The following is a 23483-nucleotide window of genomic DNA, read 5'->3' as shown; positions in this document are numbered from 1 at the left end:
TCAAAGTCCTTTGGTAGGTGGGGTGTTCACCGTGGAACCGGCTGCGGTCGGGGCACCCAGATAGAGCTGTCCGATGTCGGGGTGCCCGGCGATCTCGGCGGCCCTGCCGGTGAGTCGGACCCGGCCGCCCTCCATGACCACCCCGTGGGTGGCGAGCCCGAGCCCGATCCGTACGTTCTGCTCGACCAGCAGGACGGTGGCGCCGGAGAGATGAATGCGCTCGATGAGTGCGGCGACCGCGGCGAGGCTGCGTGGATCAAGGCCGAGGGACGGTTCGTCCATCATCACGACCTTCGGCTCCAGCATCAGACAGCGCCCGATCTCGACCATGCGGCGCTGTCCGCCGGAGAGGTTGCCGGCCGGTTCCGAGGCGCGTTCGCGGACCAGCGGGACGAGTTCCTCCACGGCCGCGAGCCTGGCGTGCAGCAGCGCGCGGTTCTTGCGGAGGAGGTAGCCGCCCATCAGCACGTTCTCGGCGATGGTCATTTTGGGGAACAGCGCCTGGGACTGCGGGACTTGGACCACACCGTGCCGGAGGATCTCCTGCGTGGAGCACCCGGACAGCACTTCGCCGCCCAGCCGCACCTCCCCGGCGCGCGGGGCGAGCAGCCCCGAGATCACTCTCAACACGGTCGACTTGCCAGCCCCGTTGGGCCCGATGACGCAGGTCACGGTGGACGGCGCGCACTCCAGTGACACCCCGTGCAGCACGTCCCCGCCCCCGTACCCCGCCACCACCCTGTCGAGGGTCAGCACGTCCGATCGGCCTCCTTCTCGCCCACGCTCTCGCCCAGGTACGCCTCCAGCACCGCCGGATCGTCGCGGATCACCCCCGGCGGCCCTTCCGCGATCACCCTCCCCTGCGAGAACACGACGACCGGATCGCACAGGTCCAGCACGAGCGGGATGTTGTGCTCGACGAGCAGGAACGTGACGCCCTGCTCGGCGAGTTGGCGGATGATGCCCTTCAGGTGCTCGACCAGCGCCGGGTTGATGCCCCCGGCGGGCTCGTCGAGGAGGATCAGCCGGGTGTCGAGCATCAGGATCTGGGCGAGTTCGACGAGCTTCTGCTGCCCGTACGACAGCGATCCGGCCGGCTCGGCGGCGAACCGTCCCAGGCCCATGAAGTCGAGGAGTTCGCGGGCCCGTCCGGCCTCGGCGCCGGTGACCCCGCCCCGTACCGCCGTACGCCACCGGCCGTCGGGCAGCGGTGCGACGACGTTCTCCAGCACGCTCATCGCGGGGAAGAGCCTGGTCGTCTGGAAGGTGCGGCCGAGGCCGAGATGGCAGCGTCGCCAGGGTGGCATCCGGTCGATGCGGCGCCCGTCGAAGGCGATCGCGCCGGCGTCGGCGCGCAGGGTGCCGGTCACCAGGTTGAACAGGGTGGTCTTTCCCGACCCGTTGGGTCCGATCAGACCGGTGATCGTGCCGCGTCGTACGACGAGATCGGCGCCGTCGACCGCGACCAGTCCCCCGAAGCTTTTCGACACCCCGCTGATCCGCAGGATTTCGGGCGGCCCGGCGTCCGCACGCACGGCCACGGCCGGTGGCAGCCGGCCGAGCGCGCCCTCCTGGTCGGTGTACTCGACCGGACGGGGATGCCGTGCCCGCCACCACGCGGCCGCCCCCGGCAGCACCCCCTGCGGCAGGAACAGCACGACGGCCGTGAGCAACCCCCCGAAGAGCAGCAGCCTGCTGCTCGACCCTCCCCCGTACACGGTCGCCGCCTCGCTCCCGATGGCCACGACGAACGCGCCCACCACCGGCCCGTACAGGCTGCCGCGCCCGCCGAGCAGGGCGGCCAGCACCACCATCACGCTCGCGAGCACCGCGAACATGGTGGTGGGGCTGATGTACGACAGGAAGTAGCCGTAGACGCCGCCCGCGACGCCGGTGAAGAAGGCGCCCGACGCGAAGGCCGTCACCTTGTAGCGGGTCGTGGGGATGCCGATGGCGGCGGCCTTGCCCTCGTCCTCCCGGATGGCGACGAGACCGGAGCCGAGCTTGCGGGTGCGCACCCAGGCGCTGAAGGCGACGGTCAGGATCAGCAGGGCGAGGAAGACGTAGTAGAAGGGCCGGTTGCCGGTCTCGCGGGACCAGGGCGGCAGCGGGAACGCCAACCCCTGGTTGCCATGGGTGAGTTGGGTCAGGTTCGTCGCAAGGACCTGCAAGGTCAGCAGCAGCGCGATGGTGACGATGACGAACGCCGCACCGCGCGAGCGCAGGACGACCGCGCCGATCGCCACCGCCACGAGCGCGGCGAGGATCCCGCCGAGCGGCGCGCCCAACAGGGGGTCGATGTCGAGGCGTTCGGCGGCGACGCCGCCCGCGTAGGCTCCGGCGCCGAGGAAGGCGCTGTGGCCGAGCGAGACGTAACCGGCGTATCCGGAGAGGATGTTCCAGCTCACGGCCTGGACGGCGAGCAGCAGGCAGAGCGTGGCGACCGTCAGGTGATACGCGCTGCCGATGCCGAGCACCGGATACAGGCCCAGCGCGACCAGTGCCGCGAAGGGAACACCGGCATGCGTGAATACGGCCTTCATGCGGTCACGTCCTCCCGTACCCGGGCCCCGAAGAGCCCCTGCGGCCGGACGATCAGCACCGCCATGATCACGCCGTAGAAGACCAGGACCGACCACTGCGGGGAGATGTACACCGAGGTCAGCGACTCGGCGAGGCCGAGGATCAGCGCGCCGGTCAGGGCGCCCGGCAGGCTGCCGAGACCGCCGAGGACGATGATGCCGAGGATGCGGGCGATCCACTCGTAGTGCGAGGCGGGGAAGAACGGCACCAGGACCGACAGCACCGAGCCGCCCATGCCGGCGCTTGCCGTGCCGAGCGCGAAGGCCAGCGTGGCGGTGGGGACGGCGCTCACTCCGACGAGGGCCGCGCCTGACGGGTTCTGCGCCCAGGCGCGGATCGCGCGGCCGGTCCAGGTGCGGTTCAGCACGGCGTAGAAGGCGGCGAGGACTGCGAGCGCGGCGAGGAAGCCGTACAGCGCGGCCTTGGGGACGGAGATCGGGCCGAGCGGGTACGACTCGTCGAAGTAGCCGGGGGTGGCGGAGCGGTAGCGGTTGCCGGCCGTCACGTTGAGGAGGCCCTCGACGAGCAGCGCCACGCCGAACATGAGCAGCACCGACATGGACGGCGGAGCGGAGCGCAGCCGGGCGCCCACCAGCCGGTAGAAGGCCCAGCCGAAGCCGAACATCAGCGGAGTCGTGAGGACGGCCAGCGCGATCGGGTCGATGCCGGTCTCCCGCCACACCCACCAGGTCACGAAGGCCGACAGGACGATGAAGGCGCCCTGGGCGACGTTGATGACGCGCATGACACCGAAGACCAGGGTCAGGCCCGAGGCCATCAGTGCGTACACGCCGCCGATCAGCAGCCCCAGGACCAGCGTCTGGACGAACTCCGCCATCGTCGTCTCACTGCCAGTCCGGCTTGGGGTACACGGCCTGTTCGGCGGTGGCGGCGTCCGCCGGCGAGACGATCTCGACCTTGCCGCCCTGCCACTGGGCGAGCAGGAAACTGCCGACCGGGGCGCCGCGCTCGTCCCACTTCAGCGGGCCGAGGACGGTCTCGACCTCGTTGCCGTGCAGCCACTCGGCGACCTTGTCCTGGTCGGTGCCGTTCGCGCCCTCGACACCGGCCTGGAGCACCTGCGCGGCGGCGAAGGCGTCGGCGGCGTCCTCGGCCGGGACGGCGCCCTTGTACTTCTTCGCGTACGCGGCCACGAACTCCTTGTTCAGCGGCGTGGGCGCGCTCTCGTGCCAGCTGACCGAGTAGAAGACGCCTTGTGTGTTGGCCTCGCCGATGCCGCTGCTGTACTGCCCGGCGTGGCTCGGCGCGGACATCTGGAACAGGGCCTTCGGCGAGAACTGCTGCTGTTTCAGGGCCCGTACGAGCCCGACGCCGTCCTGGAACACCGCGCCGTGCGCAACGAGTTCGGGCTTCTTGCCCGCGATGGCGGCGGCCACGGGCTGCATGTTGGTGGTCTCGGCCGGATAGACGCTGGTGTAGACGGTCTTGATGCCCAGGTCCTCCAGCAGCCCTTGCAGCCGTTCGATGACCGGCCGGGTGAACGGGTCGTCCTGCGTGGTGTAGGCCGCCGACGCCGGGCGTTCCGCCTCCGGCAGGGACTTCACCCAGTCCACGAAGGTGTTCGCCTGGTCGGCGGAGAGCGCGGGCTGCGCGAAGAAGATCTTCTTGAAGCCGCGGGTGAAGATGTTCTCGGCGCCGCCCGCCGGTTCGACGAAGACCATGCCCTGCCGCTCGGCGACCGCGGACGCCGGGTAGTTGAGCAGCGAGGAGAACGTGCCGAGCAGGAAGTCCACCCGGTCCTGAGTGATCAGCCGGTTGTAGTCGGCGACCACCGTGTCCTGGCTGCTGGCATCGTCGGTGATCTTCAACTCGACCTGGCGGCCCAGGATTCCGCCGTCGGCGTTGACCATCTCCCGCCAGATCCGGTACCCGCGCTCGGCCTCCTGGCCCGGCTGCGAGAACTGCCCGGTCAACGGCAGCGAGGCCCCGATGAGCAGATCGCCGCCGGAACCGCCCGAAGAACCGTTCTCCGAGCAGCCGGCCAACGCAAGCCCCAACCCCAGCCCGGCGGCCGCGAACTCCCTCCGGGTGAGCCCGTTCCTTCCAGCCATGACGACTCCAGCTAGTCCATGCTCTTGGCGATCGTGTCGACGATCCGGTCCGTGCTGGGCAGCGCCGCGTCCTCCAGGGCGTCGGCGGCGGGCAGCGGGACATGGGGTGTGGTGATCCGTACGAGCGGTCCGTCCAGACTGGTGAAGCCCTCCTCGGCGCAGAGCGACACCACCTCCGCGCCCCAGCCGCACAGCCGCGGGTTCTCCTCCACCGTGAACAGCCGCCCGGTCCGCTCCAGCGCCTCCAGCACGGCCCGTACGTCCAGCGGGACGAGACTGCGCAGATCGAGTACGGCGGCATCGACCCCGTGTTCACGGGCCAGTCGTCCGGCGGCGTCCAGGGCACGCGGCACCATCAGCCCCAGCGCGACGATCACGCAGTCCCCGCCCGCACGCCGTACGACGGCGGAGCCCAGCGTGTCGGTGATCTCGCCGTCCGGGACCTCGCCCCGAACGGGGTAAAGCCCTTTGGCCTCAAGGAAGATGACGGGATCCGGGTCGCGTACGGCGGCGGCGAGCAGGCCCACCACATCGCGCGGCGTGGACGGTACGACGACCTTGAGGCCCGGCACCGCCATCACCCAGTTCGCGACGTCCTGCGAGTGCTGGGCTCCGAAGCGCAGCCCGCCCCCGTTGGCGGCGCGCACGACGAGCGGCAGGGAGAGCTGACCGCCCGCCATGTAGCGGGTCTTGGCGATCTGGTTGGCGAGCAGGTCCCAGCCGACGCCGAAGAAGTCGCTGAACATGATCTCGGCGACCGGCCGCAGCCCGGTCATCGCGGCGCCCATCGCCGCGCCCAGGATGGCCTGTTCGGAGATCGGCGTGTCCCGTACCCGCCGGGGGCCGAACTCGTCGAGCAGTCCGGCGGTCGTCTTGAACACCCCGCCCGCCGCCGCCACGTCCTCCCCGAGCAGCACGACCCGCTCGTCCCGCCGCATCTCCTGCGCGATACCGCGTGCGACGGCGTCCCGGTAGGTCAGTTGCGCCATGCCGCACCTCCGTCGGCCCACAAGTCCCGTTCCACCAGGGCGAGTTCGGGTGGCGGTGCGTCCTCGGCGGCCTTGGCCGCCTCGTCGACCTCGCGGGCGGCCGCGTCCTCGATCCCGGCGAGGGTGTCCTCGTCGATACCATCGCCGAGCAGCTTCATCCGGTACGCGGGGATCGGGTCCCGGGCAAGCCAGGCCTCGACCTCCTCCTTCGGCCGGTACGTCCCCGGATCGGCCCGCGAGTGGCCGCCCTGCCGGTAGGTGTCGGCCTCGATCAGGCTCGGCCCGCCGCCCTCGCGCGCTCTGTTCACTGCCGCGAGCGCCGTCTCGTACACGGCGTCGACGTCGTTGCCGTCGACGACGACCGGCTCCAGTCCGTACGCGGCGGCCCGGTCGGCGGCCGGACGCCGCACGGCGGTCACCGCTCCGATCGGCGTGTACTCCATGTACTGGTTGTTCTCGCAGACGTACACGACCGGGAGCTGCCATACGGCGGCGAGGTTCAGCGCCTCGTGGAACGCGCCGATGTTGGTCGTCCCGTCGCTGAAGAAGCAGACCGTGACCTGTCCGGAGCCGCGCAGCTGGGCCGACCAGGCGGCGCCGCCGGCGATCGGGAGATGGGCGCCGACGATGGCGTAACTGCCCATCATTCCGTGCTCGGTGCTGGTCAGGTGCATGCTGCCGCCCTTGCCGGACATGAGCCCGCTGCCGCGGCCCATCAGCTCGGCGAGGATCGCCTCCATCGGGGCGCCGCGGGCGAGGGTGTGGGCGTGGCCGCGGTAGGTGGCGAAGGTGTAGTCGTCGGGGCGCTGGGCGGCGGCGAACCCGGCGGCCACGGCCTCCTGGCCGGTGGAGAGGTGGCTGGTGCCCTTGACGAGGCCGCGCAGGAACAGGTCGTATGCACGCTTCTCCAGGGCGCGCATGCGCACCATACGGCGGTAGAGGTCGAGCCGTACGTCCACGGGTGCCTCCCCTCAGTAGCGGTTGGCGACGAAGAGCTCCTGGGCCGGGAAGAGGGTGAGCACCCGGGCGCCGTCGGCGGTGACCAGGACCTCCTCCTCGATCCGGGCCGCCGAGAAGCCGTCGGTGGCCGGGCAGTAGGTCTCCAGCGCGAAGACCATGCCCTCGTGGATCTCCTCCGGGTGCTCCAGGGAGTTCAGCCGGCTGATGATCGGGCGCTCGTGCAGCCCGAGCCCGAGGCCGTGGCCGAACTGGAGGCCGAAGCAGTCCATTTCGGTGGCGAAGCCGAAGTCCTGGGCGCGCGGCCAGGCGCGGGCGATGACGTCGGTGGTCACGCCGGGCTTGACGAGGGTGATCGCGGCGTCGATCCATTCGCGGGCGCGGCGGTGGGCGGCGCGCTGCGGGGGCGTGGACGAACCGACGTTCAGGGTGCGGTAGTAGCAGGTCCGATATCCGTTGTACGACTGGATGATGTCGAAGAAGCAGGTGTCGCCGGGGCGGATCAGCCGGTCGGTGAAGTTGTGCGGATGCGGGTTGCAGCGTTCCCCGGAGACCGCGTTGATCGCCTCGACGTCGTCGGAGCCGTGTTCGTAGAGGTACTTGTTGGCGAGCGCGACGATGTCGTTCTCGCGCACGCCGGGTTTGAGGGCCTCGGCGATGGCCTGGTAGCAGCCGTCGACCATGGCGGCGGACTGGGTGAGCAGCAGGATCTCGTCCTGGTTCTTCAACTGCCGTGCGTCCAGCATGACTTGCTGGCAGTCGACGACGCGCAGCCCGGCCTGCTGGAGCGCGAAGAGGAACGGCGGCTCGACGATGTCCACGCCGACGGGCGCGTCCGCGGCACCGGCCGCGCGGAGCAGGTCGTGTATCTCGGCGACCGCCCGGTCGAAGAGCCCGGCCTCCGGGCGTACGGCGCCGCGCAGGCCGAGCATGCCGGCCCGGCAGTTCTCCGGCTTCAGCCAGGGCGCGTACAGCTGGTGGTGGCGGGCGGCCGAGCCGAAGTCCCAGAGAGACGGCTCGCCGTCGCGGGTGAGCAGGGCGTAGCGGGTCATCTTGTCGCGGGACCACTCGCCGATGACGGTGCCGGTGAGATAGCGGATGTTGTTGACGTCGAAGAGCAGCAGCGCACCGAGGTCGCTGTCGGCAAGCGCCTCGCGCACACGCGCGAGCCGGTAGGTGCGCAGCCGGTCGAAGTCGACGCGGGACTCGAAGTCGACGGCGTTGTGGCCGGGAGCGGCGGCGGTCGTCATCGTTCCGCCTCCAGCGACAGGCCGGCGGAGCGGGCGACTTCCGCGAGCAGCACGGCGAAGTCCACCGGCCCGTCCTGCCCCTGCGCCTGTTCGGCCCCCTGCACCAGCTGGTGCACCAGCGCCGCGACCGGCATGCTCACTCCGCTCTCGCGAGCGGCGGCCAGGCCCAACTCGAAGTCTTTCCTGAGAAGTTGGGGTGTGAAGGTCGGGGTGAAGTCCAGTGTGGTGAGCGCGGGCGTCTTGTAGCGGGTGAAGACCGAGCCGAGTACGGACGTGTTGATGAAGGCCAGGAAGTCGGAGCGCCGCACCCCGCCCTTCTCGGCGAGCACGGTGATCTCCGCGAGGGACTGGATGACCGCCCCGAGGAACAGATTGTGGGCGATCTTCACCAGCCGCGCTTCCTCGCCCTCCCCGACATGGGTCGCCGCTCCGCAGATCGCGCTCAGCAGCGGCCGTACGACGTCGTACGCCTCCACCGGCCCCGACACGACGAACGCCGCCGTGCCCGACTCGACCGCCGAGGGATTGCCGCTGACCGGCGCCGCCAGCATCCGTACGCCTGCCTTGACCGCCTCCGCGCGCACCTGGAAGGAGGTCTCCGACGAGACCGTGGAGCATTCGACGAGGACGCCCGGGACGGTTGTCTGCCGGAGGAGGCCGTGCTCGCCGAGGGTCACCTCGGTCAGTGCGGCATCGGCGGCGACCATCGTGAACACCACCTCCTGGTCGGCGAGTCGGGCGAGCGAGGTAGCGACGGCGGCGCCGTCCTGGCGCAGCGGCTCGGCCTTCGCGGCGGTGCGGTTGTGGACCGTGACCTCATATCCGGCGGCGAGGAGGCGCCGGACCATGGCGCTGCCCATACGGCCGGTTCCGATCCAGCCGACCCGGGGTTTCGGGTGATCCGTCTGCGTCGTCATCGTGCGGTCCCTCCGCCGTCGTACGCAGGGCAAACGATGGGTCTGACACGGGTATTGAGCGCTCCATGACCCGGATCTAAGCTCGGAGTTCATGGACGACAATCGATTGCCTTCAGGCTCTGGACACTATGAACGCTCTGACTGCGCGTCAAGGGGCGGCGCACGGTGAGCGCCACGCTGGCCGATGTGGCGCGCGCGGCCCGCGTCCACCCGGGCACGGTGTCCAAGGCGCTCAACCCGGCGACCCGCCACCGGGTGGCCCCGGACACCGTCCGCCGGATCGTCCGGGCCGCGGAGACCCTCGGTTACGAGCCCAACTCGCTCGCCCGCGGTCTGCGCACCCGCCGCTCGCGCACGATCGGCGTGCTGATCCCGGACCTGGCCAACCCGCTCTTCCCGCCGATCGTGCGCGGTATCGAGCAAGTGCTGCGCGCCGCGGACCACTTGGCGCTGCTCACCGACACCGACAACGACCCGGAGCTGGAGGAGCGGATGGTCGCCATGCTCCAGGGCCGCCGCAGCGACGGTTTCATCGTGGCCACCGCGCGCCGTGAGCATCCCCTGCTCGACCGTCTCGCCGACACGGACACCCCGCTCGTCCTGCTCAACCGCATCACCGACAACCCTCGCCACTCCAGCGTCACCGGCGACGACGCGGCCGGAGTACGGGACGCCGTACGCCATCTCGTCGACCTGGGCCACCGGCGGATCGCCCATCTCGCGGGCCCGCAGGACCTGTCCACCGGCCATCTGCGGCACCGCGCCTTCCTGGACGCCGTGGACCAGTCGGGCCTGGACCGCCGCGCCTGCCCGGTCGTCGCGGGCACCGTGTACTCCACCGAAGCGGGCCGGTCCGCCGCCCGCGACCTGCTGGCCCTGCGTCCCCGCCCCACCGCCGTCCTCGCCGGGAACGACCTGATGGCCCTCGGTGTGCTCGACGCCCTCACCGAAGCGGGCCTGAACTGCCCCCATGACCTGTCCGTCATCGGCTTCAACGACATGCCGATGCTCGACCGCATGGCCACGCCCCTCACCACGATCCGCACCCCGCAACACGAGATCGGCGCCGAGGCCGCCCGCCTCATGCTCCGCATCCTCGACGGCCTGCCCGAGCCGCTGCACATCCGGCTGACGTGCAGGCTGATCGTCCGGGGGTCGACCGCGGTGGCGGGGGGCGGGACGCTGGGTGGGAAGGGGGCCTGACGCACCCGTCCCCGGGGCGATCAGCGCGTCGCGGAGTCGGCCAGTTCCTGCACGCGGGCGGCGGGAAGCGGCACGCCCGGCGTCTTGAAGAACCAGCGCTGTGTCTCTTCCCGGCTCAGTCCCTCGGGCCGCTGCGCCATGTACGGCTGGACGTAGACCGGCGTTCCCGGCTGACTGCGCCAGCTGTCGGCGAGCGTGCCGATGTCGACCGCGTCGTAGCCGAGGGTATCCAGCAGCCGGGCCGTCTCCGCCTTGGCGGCCGGGTCGTCACCCGCGAGGGGCAGTGCGCTGCGGTCGGGGGCGCCTGCGGGGCGGGCGCCGGTGAACAGGCGGCGGAAGTCGATGTTGTTGAACGCCTTGACGACACGGGAGCCGGGCAGGTGGCGCTGCACGAGTTCGCTGGAGGTCGCCTCGCCGGTGTCCAGGGCCGCGATGCTGCCGTCGCGGTCCGGGTAGTAGTTCATCGTGTCGATGACCGTCCGGCCGGCCAGGGCCGCGGCGGGAAGCTGCCCGTAGGCCTCCAGCGGGATGGTCGCCACCACGAGGTCACTGACGCGCGCGGCCTCCTCCGGTGTGGCCGCACGGGCGCGGTCGCCGAGTTCCCCGACCAGGCCGGCGAGGGTCTCGGGGCCGCGCGAGTTGCTCAGGACGACGTCCAGGCCGGCGGTGACGGCCAGCCGGGCCAGAGCACTGCCGATCATGCCGCTGCCGATGAGTCCGAGGGTCTTGGTGGTCATTGCGTCAGGTCTCCGTTCTCCGTCTACTGATGACTGATCGCGTCGTGCCGGGCCGGAAGAGCGCGGCTGAACAGGTCGAGCAGCGCTGTCCAGTGACGTTCCGCGGCCTCGGGGTGGTGCATCGCGGTGTCGGCCTGGGTGAAGCCGTGGTGGGCGCCGGTGTAGACCTCGGCGCGGTGGCGGACGCCCGCGTCGGTGAGCGCCGCGCCGAGGCGGTCGATCTGTTCGGGCGGGTTGGTGGAGTCCTGGTCCGCATGGCCGAAGTACAACTCCGCCGTGATGCGATCGGCGAGCAGATGCGGGCTGTCCGGCGCGTCGGTGGCGAGGAACGCGCCGTGGAAACCGGCCGCGGCGGCGACCCGGTCCGGGTGACTGCCCGCGGTGCGCAGGGCCAGGGCGGCGCCCATGCAGTAGCCGGTGACACCCGCCGGTCCTTCGGAGGCCGACGAGGTCCAGCGGCGCGGGCCTCCGCGCCGGCGCCACGGGCAGCCTGTACCTGGCCCAGGTGCCGCACCTCAGCTCCTGACGGCCTCGGCGATCTGTAGGGCGGCCTGGGCGGGCGTGAGGTGCGTGGTGTCGATGACCTCGGCCTCGCGGTGCAGCCATGTGCGGGCCGCCTCCGCGTAGGGCTCAAGGTATGTGAGACGGAATGGGGAGTTGGGGCCAAGAATGTCCCCCGCGATGCGCCCGCGGAGGGTGTCCTGGTCGGCGTGGAGGACGAAGTGCCGTACCGGAACGGCATGGTGGGCGAGGCCCGTGCTGATCTCGCGCCAGTACTGCTCGACCAGGACGGTCATGGGCATCACCAGAGTTCCGCCGGCGTAGTCGAGCCCCCGGGCCCGGGCAGCCCCGGGGTGATGTCCATGAGTGTCGCGCCGACCTTCTCGGCGTCGAACACCCGTGAATCCGGGATCAGTTGCTGCACGAGTGCACTGGTCGTCGTCTTGCCTGCGCCGTGGGTGCCGTTGAGCCATACGATCACAGGGCCTGAGGCTAGCTCAGTGGTTCCTCATCTGTCGGTGTGCGGGGATGTCGCGGGCAGTTCCACCGTGATGCGGATTCCGCCGGCCGGGCGCGGGGTGAGGGTGAGTGTTCCGTCGTGTGCCTGGGTGATGGTTTTGACGATGGCCAGGCCGAGACCGACGCCCGCGTGGTCGGCGTGAATGCGCTCGGTGCCGCGCTGGAAGGGTTCGGTGAGTTTCGCGGCCAGCTCCGGGGTGAGCATCTCGCCGGTGTTTTCGACAGTGAGCACCGCAGCCCTGGGGCGGACGGCGGCATTCACCCACACAGTGCCCTGTTCGGGCAGGTTGTGGATGATCGCGTTGTGTACGAGGTTCGTGGTCAGCTGAAGCAGGAGCGCCGGCGACCCGGTCATGGGGGTGATGTCGCCGCAGGTCTCGATGGTGACGCCATGCTTTTCCGCGAGGGGGAGGAGTGTTTCGGTGGCTTCCTCCGCCAGGAGGGACAGGTCGACGCGTTCCCGGGTGAAGGACCGCTGCTCGGCACGGCTGACCAGGAGCAGTGCTTCAGTGAGGTCGATCGCCCGGGTGTTGACGGCGTGGAGGCGTTCGATGAGTTCGTCGGCGTCACGGGTCGGATCGGTGCGGGCCACGTCGAGAAGGGCCTTCGAGACAGCCAGCGGCGTGCGCAACTCGTGGGAGGCGTTGGCTGCGAATCTCTGCTGTTCGGCGACGTGCGCTTCGAGCCGTACGAGCATCGTGTCGAAGGCGTCGGCGAGTTGGCGGAACTCGTCTTCGCGGCCCGGCAGCCGGATTCGGTGGGAGAGCGATCCGTTCGTGGCCCTGCGTGTGGCGTCGGTGATGCGGGTCAGGGGGGCGAGCATGCGGCCGGCGAGAACCCACCCTCCCACGAGGCCGAACACCAGCAGGAACGCCAGCACTGCGGCTGCCCTCGGAGCGAAAACGTCCAAGAGGACGGACCGGATGGGGAACACACCGTTCGTCGGCCTGTCATCGGGGTTGATGAGCATCGCACGATCGGGGACGTAACGCAGGAGGAACACCCAGACGGCGCCGAGCAGCAGGGCGCCCGCGACCATGAGGAACCCGGCGTAGCTGAGGGTGAGTTTGAGGCGAACGCTCACACCAGGTGCCCTATCCACGCTCCCCTCCCTCGTGTCCGGCCACTGGTTGTGTGTCGATGCGGTAGCCGACGCCGGCGACCGTGGTGATGATCCAGGGTTCGCCGAGGCGCTTGCGCAGGGCGGAGACCGTGATGCGCACGGCGTTGGTGAACGGGTCGGCGTTCTCGTCCCACGCCCGTTCCAGTAGTTCTTCGGCGCTGACGACCCCGCCTTCAGCAGCGACGAGTTCTTCGAGCACGGCGAACTGTTTCCGGGTGAGCGCGACATAGCGGCCGTCGCGGTAGACCTCGCGGCGGAACGGATCCAGCCGCAGACCTGCGATCTCACGCACGGGTGGCCTGTTGTGGGCGCGCCTGCGGTCGAGTGCTCTGAGACGGAGCACGAGTTCCTGGAGTTCGAACGGCTTCGTGAGGTAGTCGTCGGCGCCGAGTTCGAACCCGGTGGCCTTGTCGTCGAGCCGGTCGGCAGCGGTGAGCATGAGGATCGGCGTGCCGCTGCCGCGGGCGACGATGCGTTTGGCGACCTCGTCGCCGGAGGGGCCGGGGATGTCCCGGTCGAGGACGGCGATGTCGTAGGCGTTGATGCTCAGCAGTTCCAGAGCGGTGTGGCCGTCACCGGCGATGTCGGCGGCGATCGCCTCCAGGCGCAGGCCGTCGTGGATGGCTTCTGCCAGAAAGGGTTCGTCCTCGACGATCAGCACACGCATGCTGCCGATGCTACGAGCCGGAACATATCGTCGGCGTATCGAAAACCACATACGTGCCGGCAACACCGCGCTGCCTTGACTTGCGGCATGTCCTACCGCGAACCAGCAGGAACAGGAGCACGCCGTACCCGATCGGCCGTCCTCGCCGCCCTTGTGGCCGTCAGCGCGACGCTTGTCGGCGTCCTCGTTCACCAGTCGTTGACGTCCGCGTCCTCCCCGGCCGCTTCACCTTCCTCGGCTGCGTCGCCCTCCTCGCCCGCGTCGCCACCCATCGACACTCCTCAGGGCGACCGCAGGCGTGCGGACCACAAGGGTGCGTTCGGCGAGGCCGACGGCGCCGTTCCTGACGGCGTGACGGTGTTCGACGACGGGTATCCCGCCGTAGCCGAACTCGACCCCGATCTGCTCCGGGCCCTGCGCGTAGCCGCGAAGGATGCCGCTGATCTCGGCGTCAGGTTCTACGTCAACAGCGGCTGGCGTTCCCCGGAGCGCCAGGATCAGCTTCTTCGTGAGGCGGTCTCGAAGTACGGCTCGGAAGAGGAGGCCGCCCGCTGGGTGGCCACAGCGGACACGTCTCCTCACGTGTCGGGGGACGCGATCGACATCGGGCACTCCAACGCCACGGCATGGCTGTCCGAGCACGGCGCCGAGTACGGACTGTGCCAGATCTACAGCAACGAGCCCTGGCACTACGAACTGCGCCCCGAAGCCGTCGATGACGGTTGCCCGCGTATGTATGCCGACCCCACACACGACCCAAGGATGCAGCAGTGACCAGCGCGACCACCCCCCAACAAGCCACTCAGGAAACCGTGACCGCCGGCGCGCGGGACACTGCGGAGGCCGGACCGGGTGGCGCCGGCCACCGGGATCCCGGCTCCGGTACCTGGCGCGCGGGCATCCGCCGGGCGATCCGCGTCGGCGCCCGGCCGGGGCCCTGGAAGCGCGGTCCGGTGCTCGCGGCGCTGGCGCTGCTGCTCGGCCTTCTGATGCTGCTGCACGCGCGGATCACGGACCGCGGGGGCCTCGGCAGCCTGGTGGAGACCTTCCTGCCGTGGTTCGGCCTGTTCGTCCCGGTTCTGCTGACCGGGGCGCTGTGGCGCCGCTCCGCCTCCGCGGTGGTCGCGCTGCTGCTGCCCGTCACGGTGTGGCTGAACCTCTACGGCGGGGTGTTCAGCGACAAGTCCCACCCCGGCAGCGACCTCACCGTGGTCAGCCACAACGTCAACGCCGACAACTCCGACCCGGCCGGCACCGCCCGCGACCTGGTCGCCTCCAAGGCGGACGTGCTGGCCCTGGAGGAGATCACCGCGCAGGCGAAGCCGCTGTACGAGAAGGCGCTGGCGAAGGCGTACCCGTACCACACGGTGCAGGGCACGGTCGGCCTGTGGAGCAAGCTGCCGCTGTCGGACACCCGGCCGGTCGACACCCAGATCGACTACGGGCCCCTCGGGGACGCCAAGCCGGCCGAGGTCACGATGGCCTACAACCGGGCGCTGCGCACCACCGTGGCCACGGATCACGGACCCCTCGCCGTGTACGTGGCCCACCTGGGATCCGTACGGGTGAATCCCAGGACGGGCTTCTGGACGGACAGCCGGGACAGAAACGCGCAGTCGCTCGCCAAGGCCGTCGCCGCCGAGCCGAACGAGCGGGTGGTGCTGCTCGGCGACCTGAACGGCACCGTGGCCGACCGCGCCTTCGCCGACCTCACCTCGCAGATGCGGTCGGCCCAGGACGAGGCCGGGGACGGCTTCGGCTTCAGCTGGCCGGCGAGGTTCCCGGTGGCACGGATCGACCAGATCCTGGTCCGCGGCGTGGAGCCGGAGAGCTCGTGGGTGCTGCCGTCCACCGGCAGCGACCACCTACCGGTGGGGGCCGGAATCAGCTGGTGAACATCGCGGGCTTGCCCGCTCTCTCATAAACGGCTACGGTGTAACCACAATATATTGGTTACATCGTATCCAATATCAGCGGCGCGCGATGAAAGCAGACAGGTCGCCGTCCTGTTCGAGAGAACCCATTGAGGTCGATCACCATGACAGAACCCCACGACACAGACGTCCTCGTCGCCGGAGCAGGCCCCACCGGCTCCACCCTGGCTGCCGACCTGCTGCGGCGCGGGCTTCGCGTCCGTGTCGTCAACAAGGCGCCGCACGCCTTCGAAGGCTCGCGTGCCAAGGGGATCCAGCCCCGCACTCAGGAAGTCTTCGAGGACTTCGGCGTACTGCACGAGGCGCAGGCGGAGGGCGGCCCCTACCCGCTCGCGGGACTCCACCTCGGGCCCGTCACCGCGCCCTGGAAGATGCAGCAGCGGAGCAAGCCGACCCCGGACGTCCCCCACCCGAACGTCCTGCTGCTGCCTCAGCACCGCACCGACGCCATCCTGCACCGCCTGCTCGAACGCCTCGGACTGAGCATCGAGTACGGGGTCGCGCTGGAAGGCTTCGAGCAGGACGCCGACGGCGTCACGGCGACGCTCTCCACCGGCGAGCGGGTGCGCGGCAGGTACCTCGTCGGCGCCGACGGGGGCGCGAGCGCCGTCCGCATCGCCACCGGTCTCGGCTTCGTCGGGGAGACCGACGACGCCGACAAGACCCTCATCATCGACTGCACGATCGACGGACTGTCCCGCGACCGGTGGCACATGTGGCCCCGTGCCTCCGCAGGAGCGTGTCCGCTGCCGCACTCCGACCAGTTCCAGGTGATGATCCGGCTGAAGCCGGGCGACACACCGAACCTCGAACACGCCGCCCTGGCCGACCGGTTCCACACGCTCACCGGCCACAAGCTCCGCGACATCACCTGGACCTCGGCGTTCCGGCCCAACGTCCGCCTCGTCGAGCACTACCGCCAGGGCCGGGTCTTCCTGGCGGGCGACGCCGCCCACGTGCACACGCCGGCCGGCGCGCAGGGCCTCAACACCGGTGTGCAGGACGCCTACAACCTGGGCTGGAAGCTCGGCCAGGTCATCGCCGGGGCACCGGACAGCCTGCTCGACAGCTATGAGGCCGAACGGCTCCCGATCGCCGCAGGCGTTCTCGGCAAGTCCAGCGAGCTCTACCAGAGCCTCAGCAAGCACCGTGTCGCCGGCCTGAAGCGCGGCGACGAAGAGCGGCAGCTCGGGCTCACCTATCACGGCGGTCCGCTCGCCCCCACCGACGCTCCGGCAACCAAAACCCTGCACGTGGGCGACCGGGCGCCGGACGCGCCGTGCACCGCACCCGGCACGAGCCGCCTGTTCGACGTCTTCCAGGGGCCGCACTTCACCCTGCTGGCCTTCGGCCCCCACGCCACCGAGGCCCTGCCCCACCTGACGTGGCCGGCCGAGGGCGCCGAACTGCGCCGCCACACAGTCCGCGGTGGGCGCGGAATCGACAGTGGCTGCCTGACCGATGTCACCGGCCAACTGACCAGCATCTACGGCGTCGACGGCGACGCACTGATCCTGATCCGCCCCGACGGATACATCGGCAGCATCATCACGGCCGACTGGACGGACTCCTTCGCCCCCACGGCCAAGGCACTTGCTCCGAGGTGACCGACGTAGGCGCGGCCGGCACGACTGAGTGAGGTCGTCACGCAGCCGCCTGGCGAACCTCTTCGCGCCAGGCCGATCATGAGGAGTTTCAGGAATGTCAGCACAACAGGCGGTCGCCGAGGGCAGCTCGGCCCCGGTCGTGACGCTGGACTTCGTCGGCAGGCGCGCGGAGACGGAGGAGGTCACGTCGAGGCTCTCGGCCGAATCGCAGGCCGCACTGCGCCAGTTCCCGCTGGAGCGCATGACCGGCTACGGCGTCGACTACGCGGATGCCGTCGAGCTGCGTGCCCACGTGATCGAGGGGCAGGACTGGCGGTCGGCCGCCACGGAGCTCGCGGACGTGTGCCTGCGCCGCGTCGAGGGCGCCCCGGGCGACACCGGGAGGCCCACCCGGATCGGCCACCTGCGCCGTGCGTCCGCTCTCCTGCGCATGAGTCAGATGATGATGCTGTCCGACACCCCGGAGCGCCGGGCGATCTTCGTACGCGCCGCGGAACTCTACGCACAGGCCGCCGAACCGAGTGGTGACCGCGAGCGCGTCACGGTCGAAACCGACCACGGCCCCCTGGTGGCGTGGCTCGTCCCCGCGGACGGCACCGCGGTCGGCTCGGCCGTCGTCATCGGCGGCGTCGAAGGCTGGGCCATGGATTTCGACAGCCTCGGCGAGGCGCTCGCGGCACGGGGCATCGACACGCTGCTGCTCGACGGTCCGGGACAGGGCGAAACGAGGCTCACGCACGAGCATTACCTCACCGCGCAGTGGCGCGACGCGTACGGGCGAGCCGTCGACTTCCTCGACGAGCGCTCGCCGGGCCGCCCGATCGGCTTCATCGGCAACAGCATGGGCGGCAGCGTCGCCATGGCCGTCGCGGCACAGGACCCCCGGATCCGCGCCTGCGTCGACAACGGCGGTATCCACGCCCCATGGCTCGTGCCACCGACCATGGGGACCTTCTTCTCGAAGATGGTCGCCGCCTGCGGAACCGACGACGAGGACCGGGCAGTAGACGTCTGGAAGACCGTCACCCCGCTCGCCGACGGACCCAACACCGGCTACCCGCTGCTGGTCGTGCAGGGCGGCGAAGACCCCATGGTCTCGATGGACCTCGCGCAGATCCTTCTCCAGGGAGCACCCACGGACGACAAGCACATGGTCGTCTTCTCCGACGGCAACCACTGCGTCTACAACCACAAGCACGACCGTGACGCGCTCATCGCCGACTGGATGACGGCGCGCCTGTCCGGCCTGCCGAGCCCCGACTTCGTGAACTGAGAGGAAAACCCGGTGCACATCATCGACGCACAGGTCCACCTCTGGGCCGGCGAGAGCGCGCCGCCGCACCACTGGCGCGCGCCGTACACCGTCGACACCGCCCTGCGTGATATGGACGAGGCCGGAGTCGACCGCGCCGTCAACTGCCCCGCGATCTGGGACGCCGGCGCGAACGACTACGCCGTCGAGGCGGCGAAACAGCATCCCGACCGGTTCGCGACCCTCGGCTGGTTCCCCCTCGACGAGGCCGCCGACGAATCCCTCGTCGATACCTGGCTGGACAAACCCGGCATGCTGGGCCTGCGCTTCATGCTGGCGGCGTCGGAGATGGCCGACCGCCTCGCGTCGGGCGGGCTCGACTGGCTGTGGGCGGCCGCCGACCGGCGCGGGATCCCAGTGGGTCTCATGGTGTTGCCCCCGTACCTGCCCGCCGTCGACGACATCGCGGCCCGATTCCCGAACATGCGCTTGTTGATCGACCACCTCGCGGTCAACCCCTTCGAGAAGCTGCCCGACGCGGCCGCACACCTCGACACCCTGCTCGCCTTGGCGCGCCACCCCAACATCGCGATGAAAGCGACCGCCGTACCGAGCATGGCAACGGATCCGTACCCGTTCACCAGCACACACGGCGTGCTGCGCCAGGTCTTCGACGCCTATGGCGCCGAGCGGATGTTCTGGGGCACCGACATCACGCGCCTCCGTTGCTCGTGGCGCGAGGCGGTGACGATGTTCACCGAGGAACTGCCCTGGCTGCGCGGCCGTGACCTGGAGCTGGTCATGGGCCGGGCCGTGGCCGACTGGATCGGCCGGCACTGAATCGGCTGGCACTGAATCGGCGAAACCGTCGACGACGCCGTCAGCTCAAGGTTCCTGCGATGAGTCGAATCCGGTCCGTTCCAGCCCGTCGAGGAGCAGGTCCAGCCCGAACCGGAACTCCTCGTCGAGCGGCACGGAGGTCAACTCGTCGGCCGTGGCGATCGTGGCCGGAAAGTCGGCCGGATCAAGGGACTTGAAGTAGTCCCGAAGCTGCCACTGGTCCTCGGGGCGTGGTGTCCCGGGGCCGTGCTGCTGGATGGCGAAGCCGATGACGTAGTGGCCGATGGCCGTGAAGGCACGTGCGGCCAGGCCGACTGGGAACCCGTGATGCAGGAACAGGGTGATGAGCCGTTCCCTGCCCCGGAGCGCGTTGGGGCCGACGGGGACCTGGGCGGCCAGCAACGACAGGGCGTTGGGGTGCCGGCACAGTGTGGCGTAGAGCGCCTCCGCCGCGACCGTCACGGACTCCCGCCAGGACAGGCCGTCCAACTCCTCGGGCGGGACGCTGACTTCGCCCAGGATCCGGTCGGCGACAAGTGCGAGGAGTTCGTCCTTGCCGTCGAAGTGCCGGTAGAGCGTCGCCGTGCCCGAGTTCAGGGCATCGGCGAGCATACGCAGGGTCAGCGCCTGAATCCCGACCTCGTCGATGAGCTTCAAGGCCGTTTCGACGATCCGCCCGGCGTCCATCGGAGGACGCCCTCGCCGGTACGCGGGAGCGGGTGTCCGGCTCGCCCACCATGCGGGGCTTCCGGGAACGGCCTGGACCTCCGAAGCCATGAACGCGGTCACCCCTTCGGCCGGTCTTCACTGAGGACACACCCCCTCAAGCGGGAGTTTCGGCCTTATCGTATCCGTTTTCGCCGGCGGTACGGCGGGAGGCCCACGCACGACGCCGACCCTGAACGCCGAGCGCGCGCCCCAGCACCGCCGTCCCTCAGCGTCGCAGCGCCGCCCTCGCCGGCAGGGTCACGGCCAGCAGGCCCAGTCCCACCGCGCTCCCTGCGAAAGCCGCGTACACCAGCGGAGGTACGTACGGGGCCTCGCCGGTGAGGCCCCGCATCATCGGGATCAGCGTCGCGGCGGCGATGGCCGTGCCGAGGACGATGCCGGCCACGGCCACCAGCAGGCCCTCCCAGCGCAGCATCCGCATCACCTGGCGGCGGGTGGAGCCGACGAGGCGGAGCATGCCGAGCTCGCGGCGGCGGTCGAGGACGGTCATCACGAGCGTGTTGACGGCGGCGACGGCGGCGAAGCCGCCGAGGACGCCGGCCATCGTGTAGTTGGCCCAGGCGTTGAGCTCACGGTCGGTGTTCTGCTCGACGGCGTAGCCGGAGGCGTCGGTGACCTTGCCGAGCGCGGCGAGGGCCGTCGCGTCTCCGCCCCGTACCAGCAGCGTGCTGTCGAAGCCCGAGGTGACGTGCGCGGCCAGGGACGCGCGGTCCATGGTCACCGCCGCGAGGCCGAGCCCGCGGCCGTACACGGCGACGACCTCGGGGCTGGTCTTCGTGCCGTCCGGGAGGTACACGGTCAGCCTGTCGCCGACCTTGGCCTTCGCCGACGTGGCGAGCGTCCTGTCGATGGCGATCCCGCCCTTGCCGACCCGGTCCAGGCTGCCGCTGCGCACGTCGAGATCCTGCACCTTCGCGAGCTGCGCGCCGGAGCCGGAGATGCCCTGGGTCGCCGAGCCCTGAAGCCACTGGCCGCCGCCCGACCCGACGGCCACGAGCACCTGTGTGCTGAGCAGGCCCACAGCCGTGTCGACGCCGGGCGCGCGGGCGGCCCGGTCGACGGCGTCGGCGGGCAGTCCGGCCGGGTCCGTGACCACGTGGTCCGCGGTGACGCCGGCGCGCAGCTGCTTCGCGGCGACGTGGCTCTCGCTCGTGTGCATGAAGACGAGCGTCGAGGCGAAGGCCATGGCCAGCACGATCGGGGTGATCGCGGAAGCCAGCCGACGGGCGTTCGTACGGGAGTTGGCGGCCGCGAGCGAGGCCGCGGCGCCACCGCCGCTCATCGGGAGCCCGAACAGCGCCGCGCACAGCCACGCCACCAGCGGGCCGAGCAGCGCGACGGCGAGCATGAAGAGCATGACGACGCCGAGGGCGACGTTGGCCGCGTCCTCCCCGGCCGAACGGGCCGCAAGGACGGTGAGGAACCCGCCGCCGACGAGGGCGCCCAAGCCCAGCACGGTACGGATCACGCCCGGCCGCAGCCGCTCCACCGACGCCTCGGTGAGCGCCTGCCCCGGCTTGATCTTCGCGGGCCGGCGCCCGGCCGCCCAGCCGGCGGCGAGCGCGGTCAGCAGCCCCATGCCGACGGCGACGACGAGCGGAATCCAGGAGACGTGCAGGTCCACGGCCTCCGGTATGGCCCCGCGGTCCGTCAACTGCCCGAACCACCAGTGCGCGAGCCCGATCCCGGGCAGACAGCCGACCAGCCCCGCGGCGGGCGCGACGAGCAGTGCCTCGCCAGCGACCGCGCGGCGGATCTGCCGCGGAGTGGCGCCGACGGCACGCAGCAGCGCGAACTCCCGGGCACGCTGGGCGACGGACAGCGCGACCGTGCCGGACGCCGTGAAGACGGCGACCATGGCGGCGACCCCGCCGAAGGAGCCGCCGAGCCCGGTGAGCATCTCCTTTGCGTACCCGAGCCCGCGGTCCTCGACGGCGCCGCGGCCGTCGCCGGTGTGCACCTGGGCGCCGGAGCCGGCGAGCGCCTTCTTCACGCCGGCGGCGAGGGTGTCGGCGTCCACCCTGTCCTTCGCGAGTACGGCGATCGCGTCGGCCTTCCCGGGATGCCCGGCGAGCGCGGAGGACTGGGCGTCGGCGAACCAGCCCGTCGCGCTCTGGGCCGCGTCGCCGGATCCGGCCCTCGCCAGCCCGGAGACGCGGAAGTCGGCGCGTCCGGTGGCGGTTTCGAGCGCGACGGTGTCGCCGACGCCCGCCTTCGCGGACCGCGCAGCGGCGGCGTCGAGCACGACCTCGCCGGTACGGGGCGCGGCCCCGGAGGTGAGCGCGGCACCGGTGAAGGCGTGCGATCCCCAGCCGTGGCCCGTCAGCGCGCCGTCGCCCTGGCGCACCGGGAACGTGAAGTCCAGTACTGCCGCCTCCGCGCCGGGCGCACGGGCCGCCTTGTCCGCCAGCGCGGCGTCCACGCGCGCCGTGTCCGGCAGCAGGTCCGCCGACTCGGACCGGCCGTCCCCGCTGCCCGTGACAAAGCGGGCGTACTGGTCCGCCGCCGCGACGACCGGCGCCTTCGCATACCGCTCGGGCGGAACCGAGGCGCGGACGCCCGTCTCCAGGAGGATGCCGCAGGCGGAGACGATGAGCGCCGCCATCATCAGCGCGACGAACGTGCCCGCGAACGACGCGGGTTTGAAGCGTACGGCGGCGCGGGCGAGGCCGTTGGGGGCGAAGCTCCTCACGCCGCCACCCCCACCATCGCGCCGGTACGGGAGGTGAGGGCGGTCATGTGCGCCGCGATCTGGTCCGCCGAGCCGCGGTCGAGGCCGCCGGCGAAGACGCCGTCCGCGAGGAACAGCACGCGGTCGGCCCAGGCGGCCGCGGCCGGGTCGTGGGTGACCATGACGACGGTGGCCCCGAGGGCGTCCACCGCGTGCCGGAGCAGGCCGAGGACCTCGGCGGCGGTGCCGGTGTCGAGGGCGCCGGTCGGCTCGTCGGCGAACACCACGTCCGGGCTGGTGACCAGGGCGCGGGCGATGGCGACGCGCTGCTGCTGGCCGCCGGAGAGCTCGCCCGGCCGGCGCTTCGCCTTGTCGGCGAGGCCGACCTGCGCGAGCACCGCCTGGGCCCGTCGGCGGTCCTGGCGCCGCCCTGCGAGGCGCATGGGGAGCAGCACGTTCTGCTCGACGGTCAGGGACGGCAGGAGGTTGAAGGCCTGGAAGACGAAGCCGAGGCGGCTGCGGCGCAACTCGGTGAGCTGGTTCTCACGCATGCGGGTGATCTCCGTACCGCCGAGGCGCACGGAGCCGGCCGACGGCCGGTCGAGGCCGGCGGCGCACTGCAGGAAGGTCGACTTGCCGGAGCCGGAAGGGCCCATGACGGCGGTGAACGTGCCGCGCGGCAGGGCGAGATCGATGCCCGCGAGCGCGTGCACGGCACCGGCGCCGCGGCCGTACTGCCGCCGGACGCCGCGCAGTTCGACGGCGAGACCGGGGGTGCCCTGCGCCTCCGGCCGGTCGTCCGTCTTCTGCCGCTTACCGCTGCGCAGCCTCATGGTCCGTCCTCTCGCGATCTTTTCGAGCCGATGACTCGAAGCTACGGATCACGGTCATCGCGGACCATGGCGGCTGCTGGCGGATCCGGGGTGGGGATA

At 70.9% G+C, this 23483-nt stretch carries 20 protein-coding genes and 2 pseudogenes; 6 read left to right on the top strand and 16 right to left on the bottom strand.

Features of this window, described 5'->3' with window-relative positions; all coding sequences use genetic code 11:
- The 8 genes from KCH87_RS21020 to KCH87_RS20985 are packed head-to-tail and all read right to left on the bottom strand — an operon-like array spanning position 1 to position 8768.
- Positions 1-756 carry an ABC transporter ATP-binding protein gene (locus KCH87_RS21020; protein WP_210587714.1) on the bottom strand — a complete coding sequence of 252 codons (756 nt, stop codon included), beginning with the start codon at positions 754-756 and terminating at the stop codon, positions 1-3.
- Positions 750-2543, bottom strand: coding sequence for an ATP-binding cassette domain-containing protein (locus KCH87_RS21015; RefSeq protein WP_210587713.1), 1794 nt, complete (start codon positions 2541-2543; stop codon positions 750-752). Before KCH87_RS21015 ends, KCH87_RS21020 begins: the two co-directional genes overlap by 7 nt.
- Entirely contained in the window at positions 2540-3421 is an 882-nt protein-coding gene (locus KCH87_RS21010; RefSeq protein ID WP_210587712.1) for a branched-chain amino acid ABC transporter permease, read from the bottom strand. Before KCH87_RS21010 ends, KCH87_RS21015 begins: the two co-directional genes overlap by 4 nt.
- A 7-nt stretch (positions 3422-3428) precedes the next feature.
- Complete coding sequence (locus KCH87_RS21005; protein WP_210587711.1) at positions 3429-4655, bottom strand: amino acid ABC transporter substrate-binding protein; 1227 nt, start codon at positions 4653-4655, stop codon at positions 3429-3431.
- 11 nt (positions 4656-4666) lie between these two features.
- Positions 4667-5644: an alpha-ketoacid dehydrogenase subunit beta gene (locus KCH87_RS21000; protein WP_210587710.1), complete on the bottom strand. Its 978-nt coding sequence runs from the start codon at positions 5642-5644 to the stop codon at positions 4667-4669.
- Positions 5632-6603: a thiamine pyrophosphate-dependent dehydrogenase E1 component subunit alpha gene (locus KCH87_RS20995; RefSeq protein WP_308298877.1), complete on the bottom strand. Its 972-nt coding sequence runs from the start codon at positions 6601-6603 to the stop codon at positions 5632-5634. The genes KCH87_RS21000 and KCH87_RS20995 overlap by 13 nt, the downstream gene beginning before the upstream one ends.
- A 12-nt stretch (positions 6604-6615) precedes the next feature.
- Entirely contained in the window at positions 6616-7851 is a 1236-nt protein-coding gene (locus KCH87_RS20990; protein WP_210587709.1) for a Xaa-Pro peptidase family protein, read from the bottom strand.
- Positions 7848-8768 (bottom strand): NAD(P)-dependent oxidoreductase, encoded by a 921-nt coding sequence (locus KCH87_RS20985; RefSeq protein WP_210587708.1) that lies wholly within the window; start codon positions 8766-8768, stop codon positions 7848-7850. The genes KCH87_RS20990 and KCH87_RS20985 overlap by 4 nt, the downstream gene beginning before the upstream one ends.
- A 165-nt stretch (positions 8769-8933) precedes the next feature.
- Between KCH87_RS20985 and KCH87_RS20980 the strand changes: the two genes are divergently transcribed.
- Positions 8934-9971 carry a LacI family DNA-binding transcriptional regulator gene (locus tag KCH87_RS20980; protein WP_210587707.1) on the top strand — a complete coding sequence of 346 codons (1038 nt, stop codon included), beginning with the start codon at positions 8934-8936 and terminating at the stop codon, positions 9969-9971.
- 20 nt (positions 9972-9991) lie between these two features.
- Here KCH87_RS20980 and KCH87_RS20975 read toward each other — a convergent pair whose 3' ends face one another.
- From KCH87_RS20975 to KCH87_RS20955, 5 genes and pseudogenes are all read right to left on the bottom strand, one after another.
- The gene (locus tag KCH87_RS20975) at positions 9992-10801 is read right to left on the bottom strand and encodes an NADPH-dependent F420 reductase (protein ID WP_282612971.1); all 810 of its coding nucleotides are present in this window, start codon (positions 10799-10801) and stop codon (positions 9992-9994) included.
- Positions 10732-11142: pseudogene (locus KCH87_RS20970) on the bottom strand (dienelactone hydrolase family protein); the annotation flags it as partial. The pseudogene KCH87_RS20970 and the gene KCH87_RS20975, both read right to left, overlap by 70 nt.
- Before the next feature lie 81 nt (positions 11143-11223).
- Positions 11224-11690, bottom strand: a pseudogene (locus KCH87_RS20965) (ATP-binding protein).
- A 27-nt stretch (positions 11691-11717) separates the two neighbouring features.
- On the bottom strand, positions 11718-12812 hold the full coding sequence (locus tag KCH87_RS20960; RefSeq protein ID WP_308298876.1) for a HAMP domain-containing sensor histidine kinase: 1095 nt from the start codon (positions 12810-12812) through the stop codon (positions 11718-11720).
- 10 nt (positions 12813-12822) lie between these two features.
- Complete coding sequence (locus KCH87_RS20955) at positions 12823-13518, bottom strand: response regulator transcription factor (RefSeq protein WP_210587704.1); 696 nt, start codon at positions 13516-13518, stop codon at positions 12823-12825.
- 87 nt (positions 13519-13605) lie between these two features.
- On the opposite strand from KCH87_RS20955, the gene KCH87_RS20950 reads away from it, so the two are divergent.
- From KCH87_RS20950 to KCH87_RS20930, 5 genes are all read left to right on the top strand, one after another.
- Positions 13606-14292, top strand: coding sequence for a M15 family metallopeptidase (locus KCH87_RS20950; protein ID WP_210587703.1), 687 nt, complete (start codon positions 13606-13608; stop codon positions 14290-14292).
- A gap of 137 nt (positions 14293-14429) precedes the next feature.
- A complete protein-coding gene (locus KCH87_RS20945; RefSeq protein ID WP_210587890.1) occupies positions 14430-15413 on the top strand; it encodes an endonuclease/exonuclease/phosphatase family protein in 984 nt (327 codons plus the stop codon).
- Positions 15414-15556: 143 nt separating this feature from the next.
- Positions 15557-17059 carry an FAD-dependent monooxygenase gene (locus KCH87_RS20940; RefSeq protein ID WP_210587702.1) on the top strand — a complete coding sequence of 501 codons (1503 nt, stop codon included), beginning with the start codon at positions 15557-15559 and terminating at the stop codon, positions 17057-17059.
- A gap of 94 nt (positions 17060-17153) precedes the next feature.
- Positions 17154-18332: an alpha/beta hydrolase gene (locus tag KCH87_RS20935; RefSeq protein WP_210587701.1), complete on the top strand. Its 1179-nt coding sequence runs from the start codon at positions 17154-17156 to the stop codon at positions 18330-18332.
- A gap of 12 nt (positions 18333-18344) precedes the next feature.
- Positions 18345-19151: an amidohydrolase gene (locus KCH87_RS20930; protein ID WP_210587700.1), complete on the top strand. Its 807-nt coding sequence runs from the start codon at positions 18345-18347 to the stop codon at positions 19149-19151.
- Between the two features lie 45 nt (positions 19152-19196).
- On the opposite strand, the gene KCH87_RS20925 is transcribed toward KCH87_RS20930, so the two are convergent.
- The 3 genes from KCH87_RS20925 to KCH87_RS20915 form a co-directional block, all read right to left on the bottom strand.
- Positions 19197-19838 carry a TetR/AcrR family transcriptional regulator gene (locus KCH87_RS20925; protein WP_210587699.1) on the bottom strand — a complete coding sequence of 214 codons (642 nt, stop codon included), beginning with the start codon at positions 19836-19838 and terminating at the stop codon, positions 19197-19199.
- A gap of 247 nt (positions 19839-20085) precedes the next feature.
- A complete protein-coding gene (locus tag KCH87_RS20920) occupies positions 20086-22572 on the bottom strand; it encodes an FtsX-like permease family protein (RefSeq protein ID WP_210587698.1) in 2487 nt (828 codons plus the stop codon).
- Positions 22569-23384: an ABC transporter ATP-binding protein gene (locus tag KCH87_RS20915; RefSeq protein ID WP_210587697.1), complete on the bottom strand. Its 816-nt coding sequence runs from the start codon at positions 23382-23384 to the stop codon at positions 22569-22571. Before KCH87_RS20915 ends, KCH87_RS20920 begins: the two co-directional genes overlap by 4 nt.
- Positions 23385-23483 lie beyond the last annotated feature (99 nt).

Origin of the sequence: Streptomyces sp. GESEQ-35 (genome assembly GCF_017948485.1) — a bacterium.
Lineage (GTDB): Bacteria > Actinomycetota > Actinomycetes > Streptomycetales > Streptomycetaceae > Streptomyces.
Note: the sequence above shows the minus strand (reverse complement) of the source record. Positions and strands in the feature narration are given on the sequence as shown.

What these genes read in the sequence shown, in the direction of transcription:
- KCH87_RS20940 (WP_210587702.1), top strand. Translation starts at nt 15,557, where the DNA reads ATGACAGAACCCCACGACACAGACGTCCTCGTCGCCGGAGCAGGCCCC.
- KCH87_RS20985 (WP_210587708.1), bottom strand. Translation starts at nt 8,768, where the DNA reads ATGACGACGCAGACGGATCACCCGAAACCCCGGGTCGGCTGGATCGGA.
- KCH87_RS20935 (WP_210587701.1), top strand. Translation starts at nt 17,154, where the DNA reads ATGTCAGCACAACAGGCGGTCGCCGAGGGCAGCTCGGCCCCGGTCGTG.
- KCH87_RS20990 (WP_210587709.1), bottom strand. Translation starts at nt 7,851, where the DNA reads ATGACGACCGCCGCCGCTCCCGGCCACAACGCCGTCGACTTCGAGTCC.
- KCH87_RS21015 (WP_210587713.1), bottom strand. Translation starts at nt 2,543, where the DNA reads ATGAAGGCCGTATTCACGCATGCCGGTGTTCCCTTCGCGGCACTGGTC.
- KCH87_RS20915 (WP_210587697.1), bottom strand. Translation starts at nt 23,384, where the DNA reads ATGAGGCTGCGCAGCGGTAAGCGGCAGAAGACGGACGACCGGCCGGAG.
- KCH87_RS20955 (WP_210587704.1), bottom strand. Translation starts at nt 13,518, where the DNA reads ATGCGTGTGCTGATCGTCGAGGACGAACCCTTTCTGGCAGAAGCCATC.
- KCH87_RS20950 (WP_210587703.1), top strand. Translation starts at nt 13,606, where the DNA reads ATGTCCTACCGCGAACCAGCAGGAACAGGAGCACGCCGTACCCGATCG.
- KCH87_RS21010 (WP_210587712.1), bottom strand. Translation starts at nt 3,421, where the DNA reads ATGGCGGAGTTCGTCCAGACGCTGGTCCTGGGGCTGCTGATCGGCGGC.
- KCH87_RS21005 (WP_210587711.1), bottom strand. Translation starts at nt 4,655, where the DNA reads ATGGCTGGAAGGAACGGGCTCACCCGGAGGGAGTTCGCGGCCGCCGGG.
- KCH87_RS20925 (WP_210587699.1), bottom strand. Translation starts at nt 19,838, where the DNA reads ATGGACGCCGGGCGGATCGTCGAAACGGCCTTGAAGCTCATCGACGAG.
- KCH87_RS21000 (WP_210587710.1), bottom strand. Translation starts at nt 5,644, where the DNA reads ATGGCGCAACTGACCTACCGGGACGCCGTCGCACGCGGTATCGCGCAG.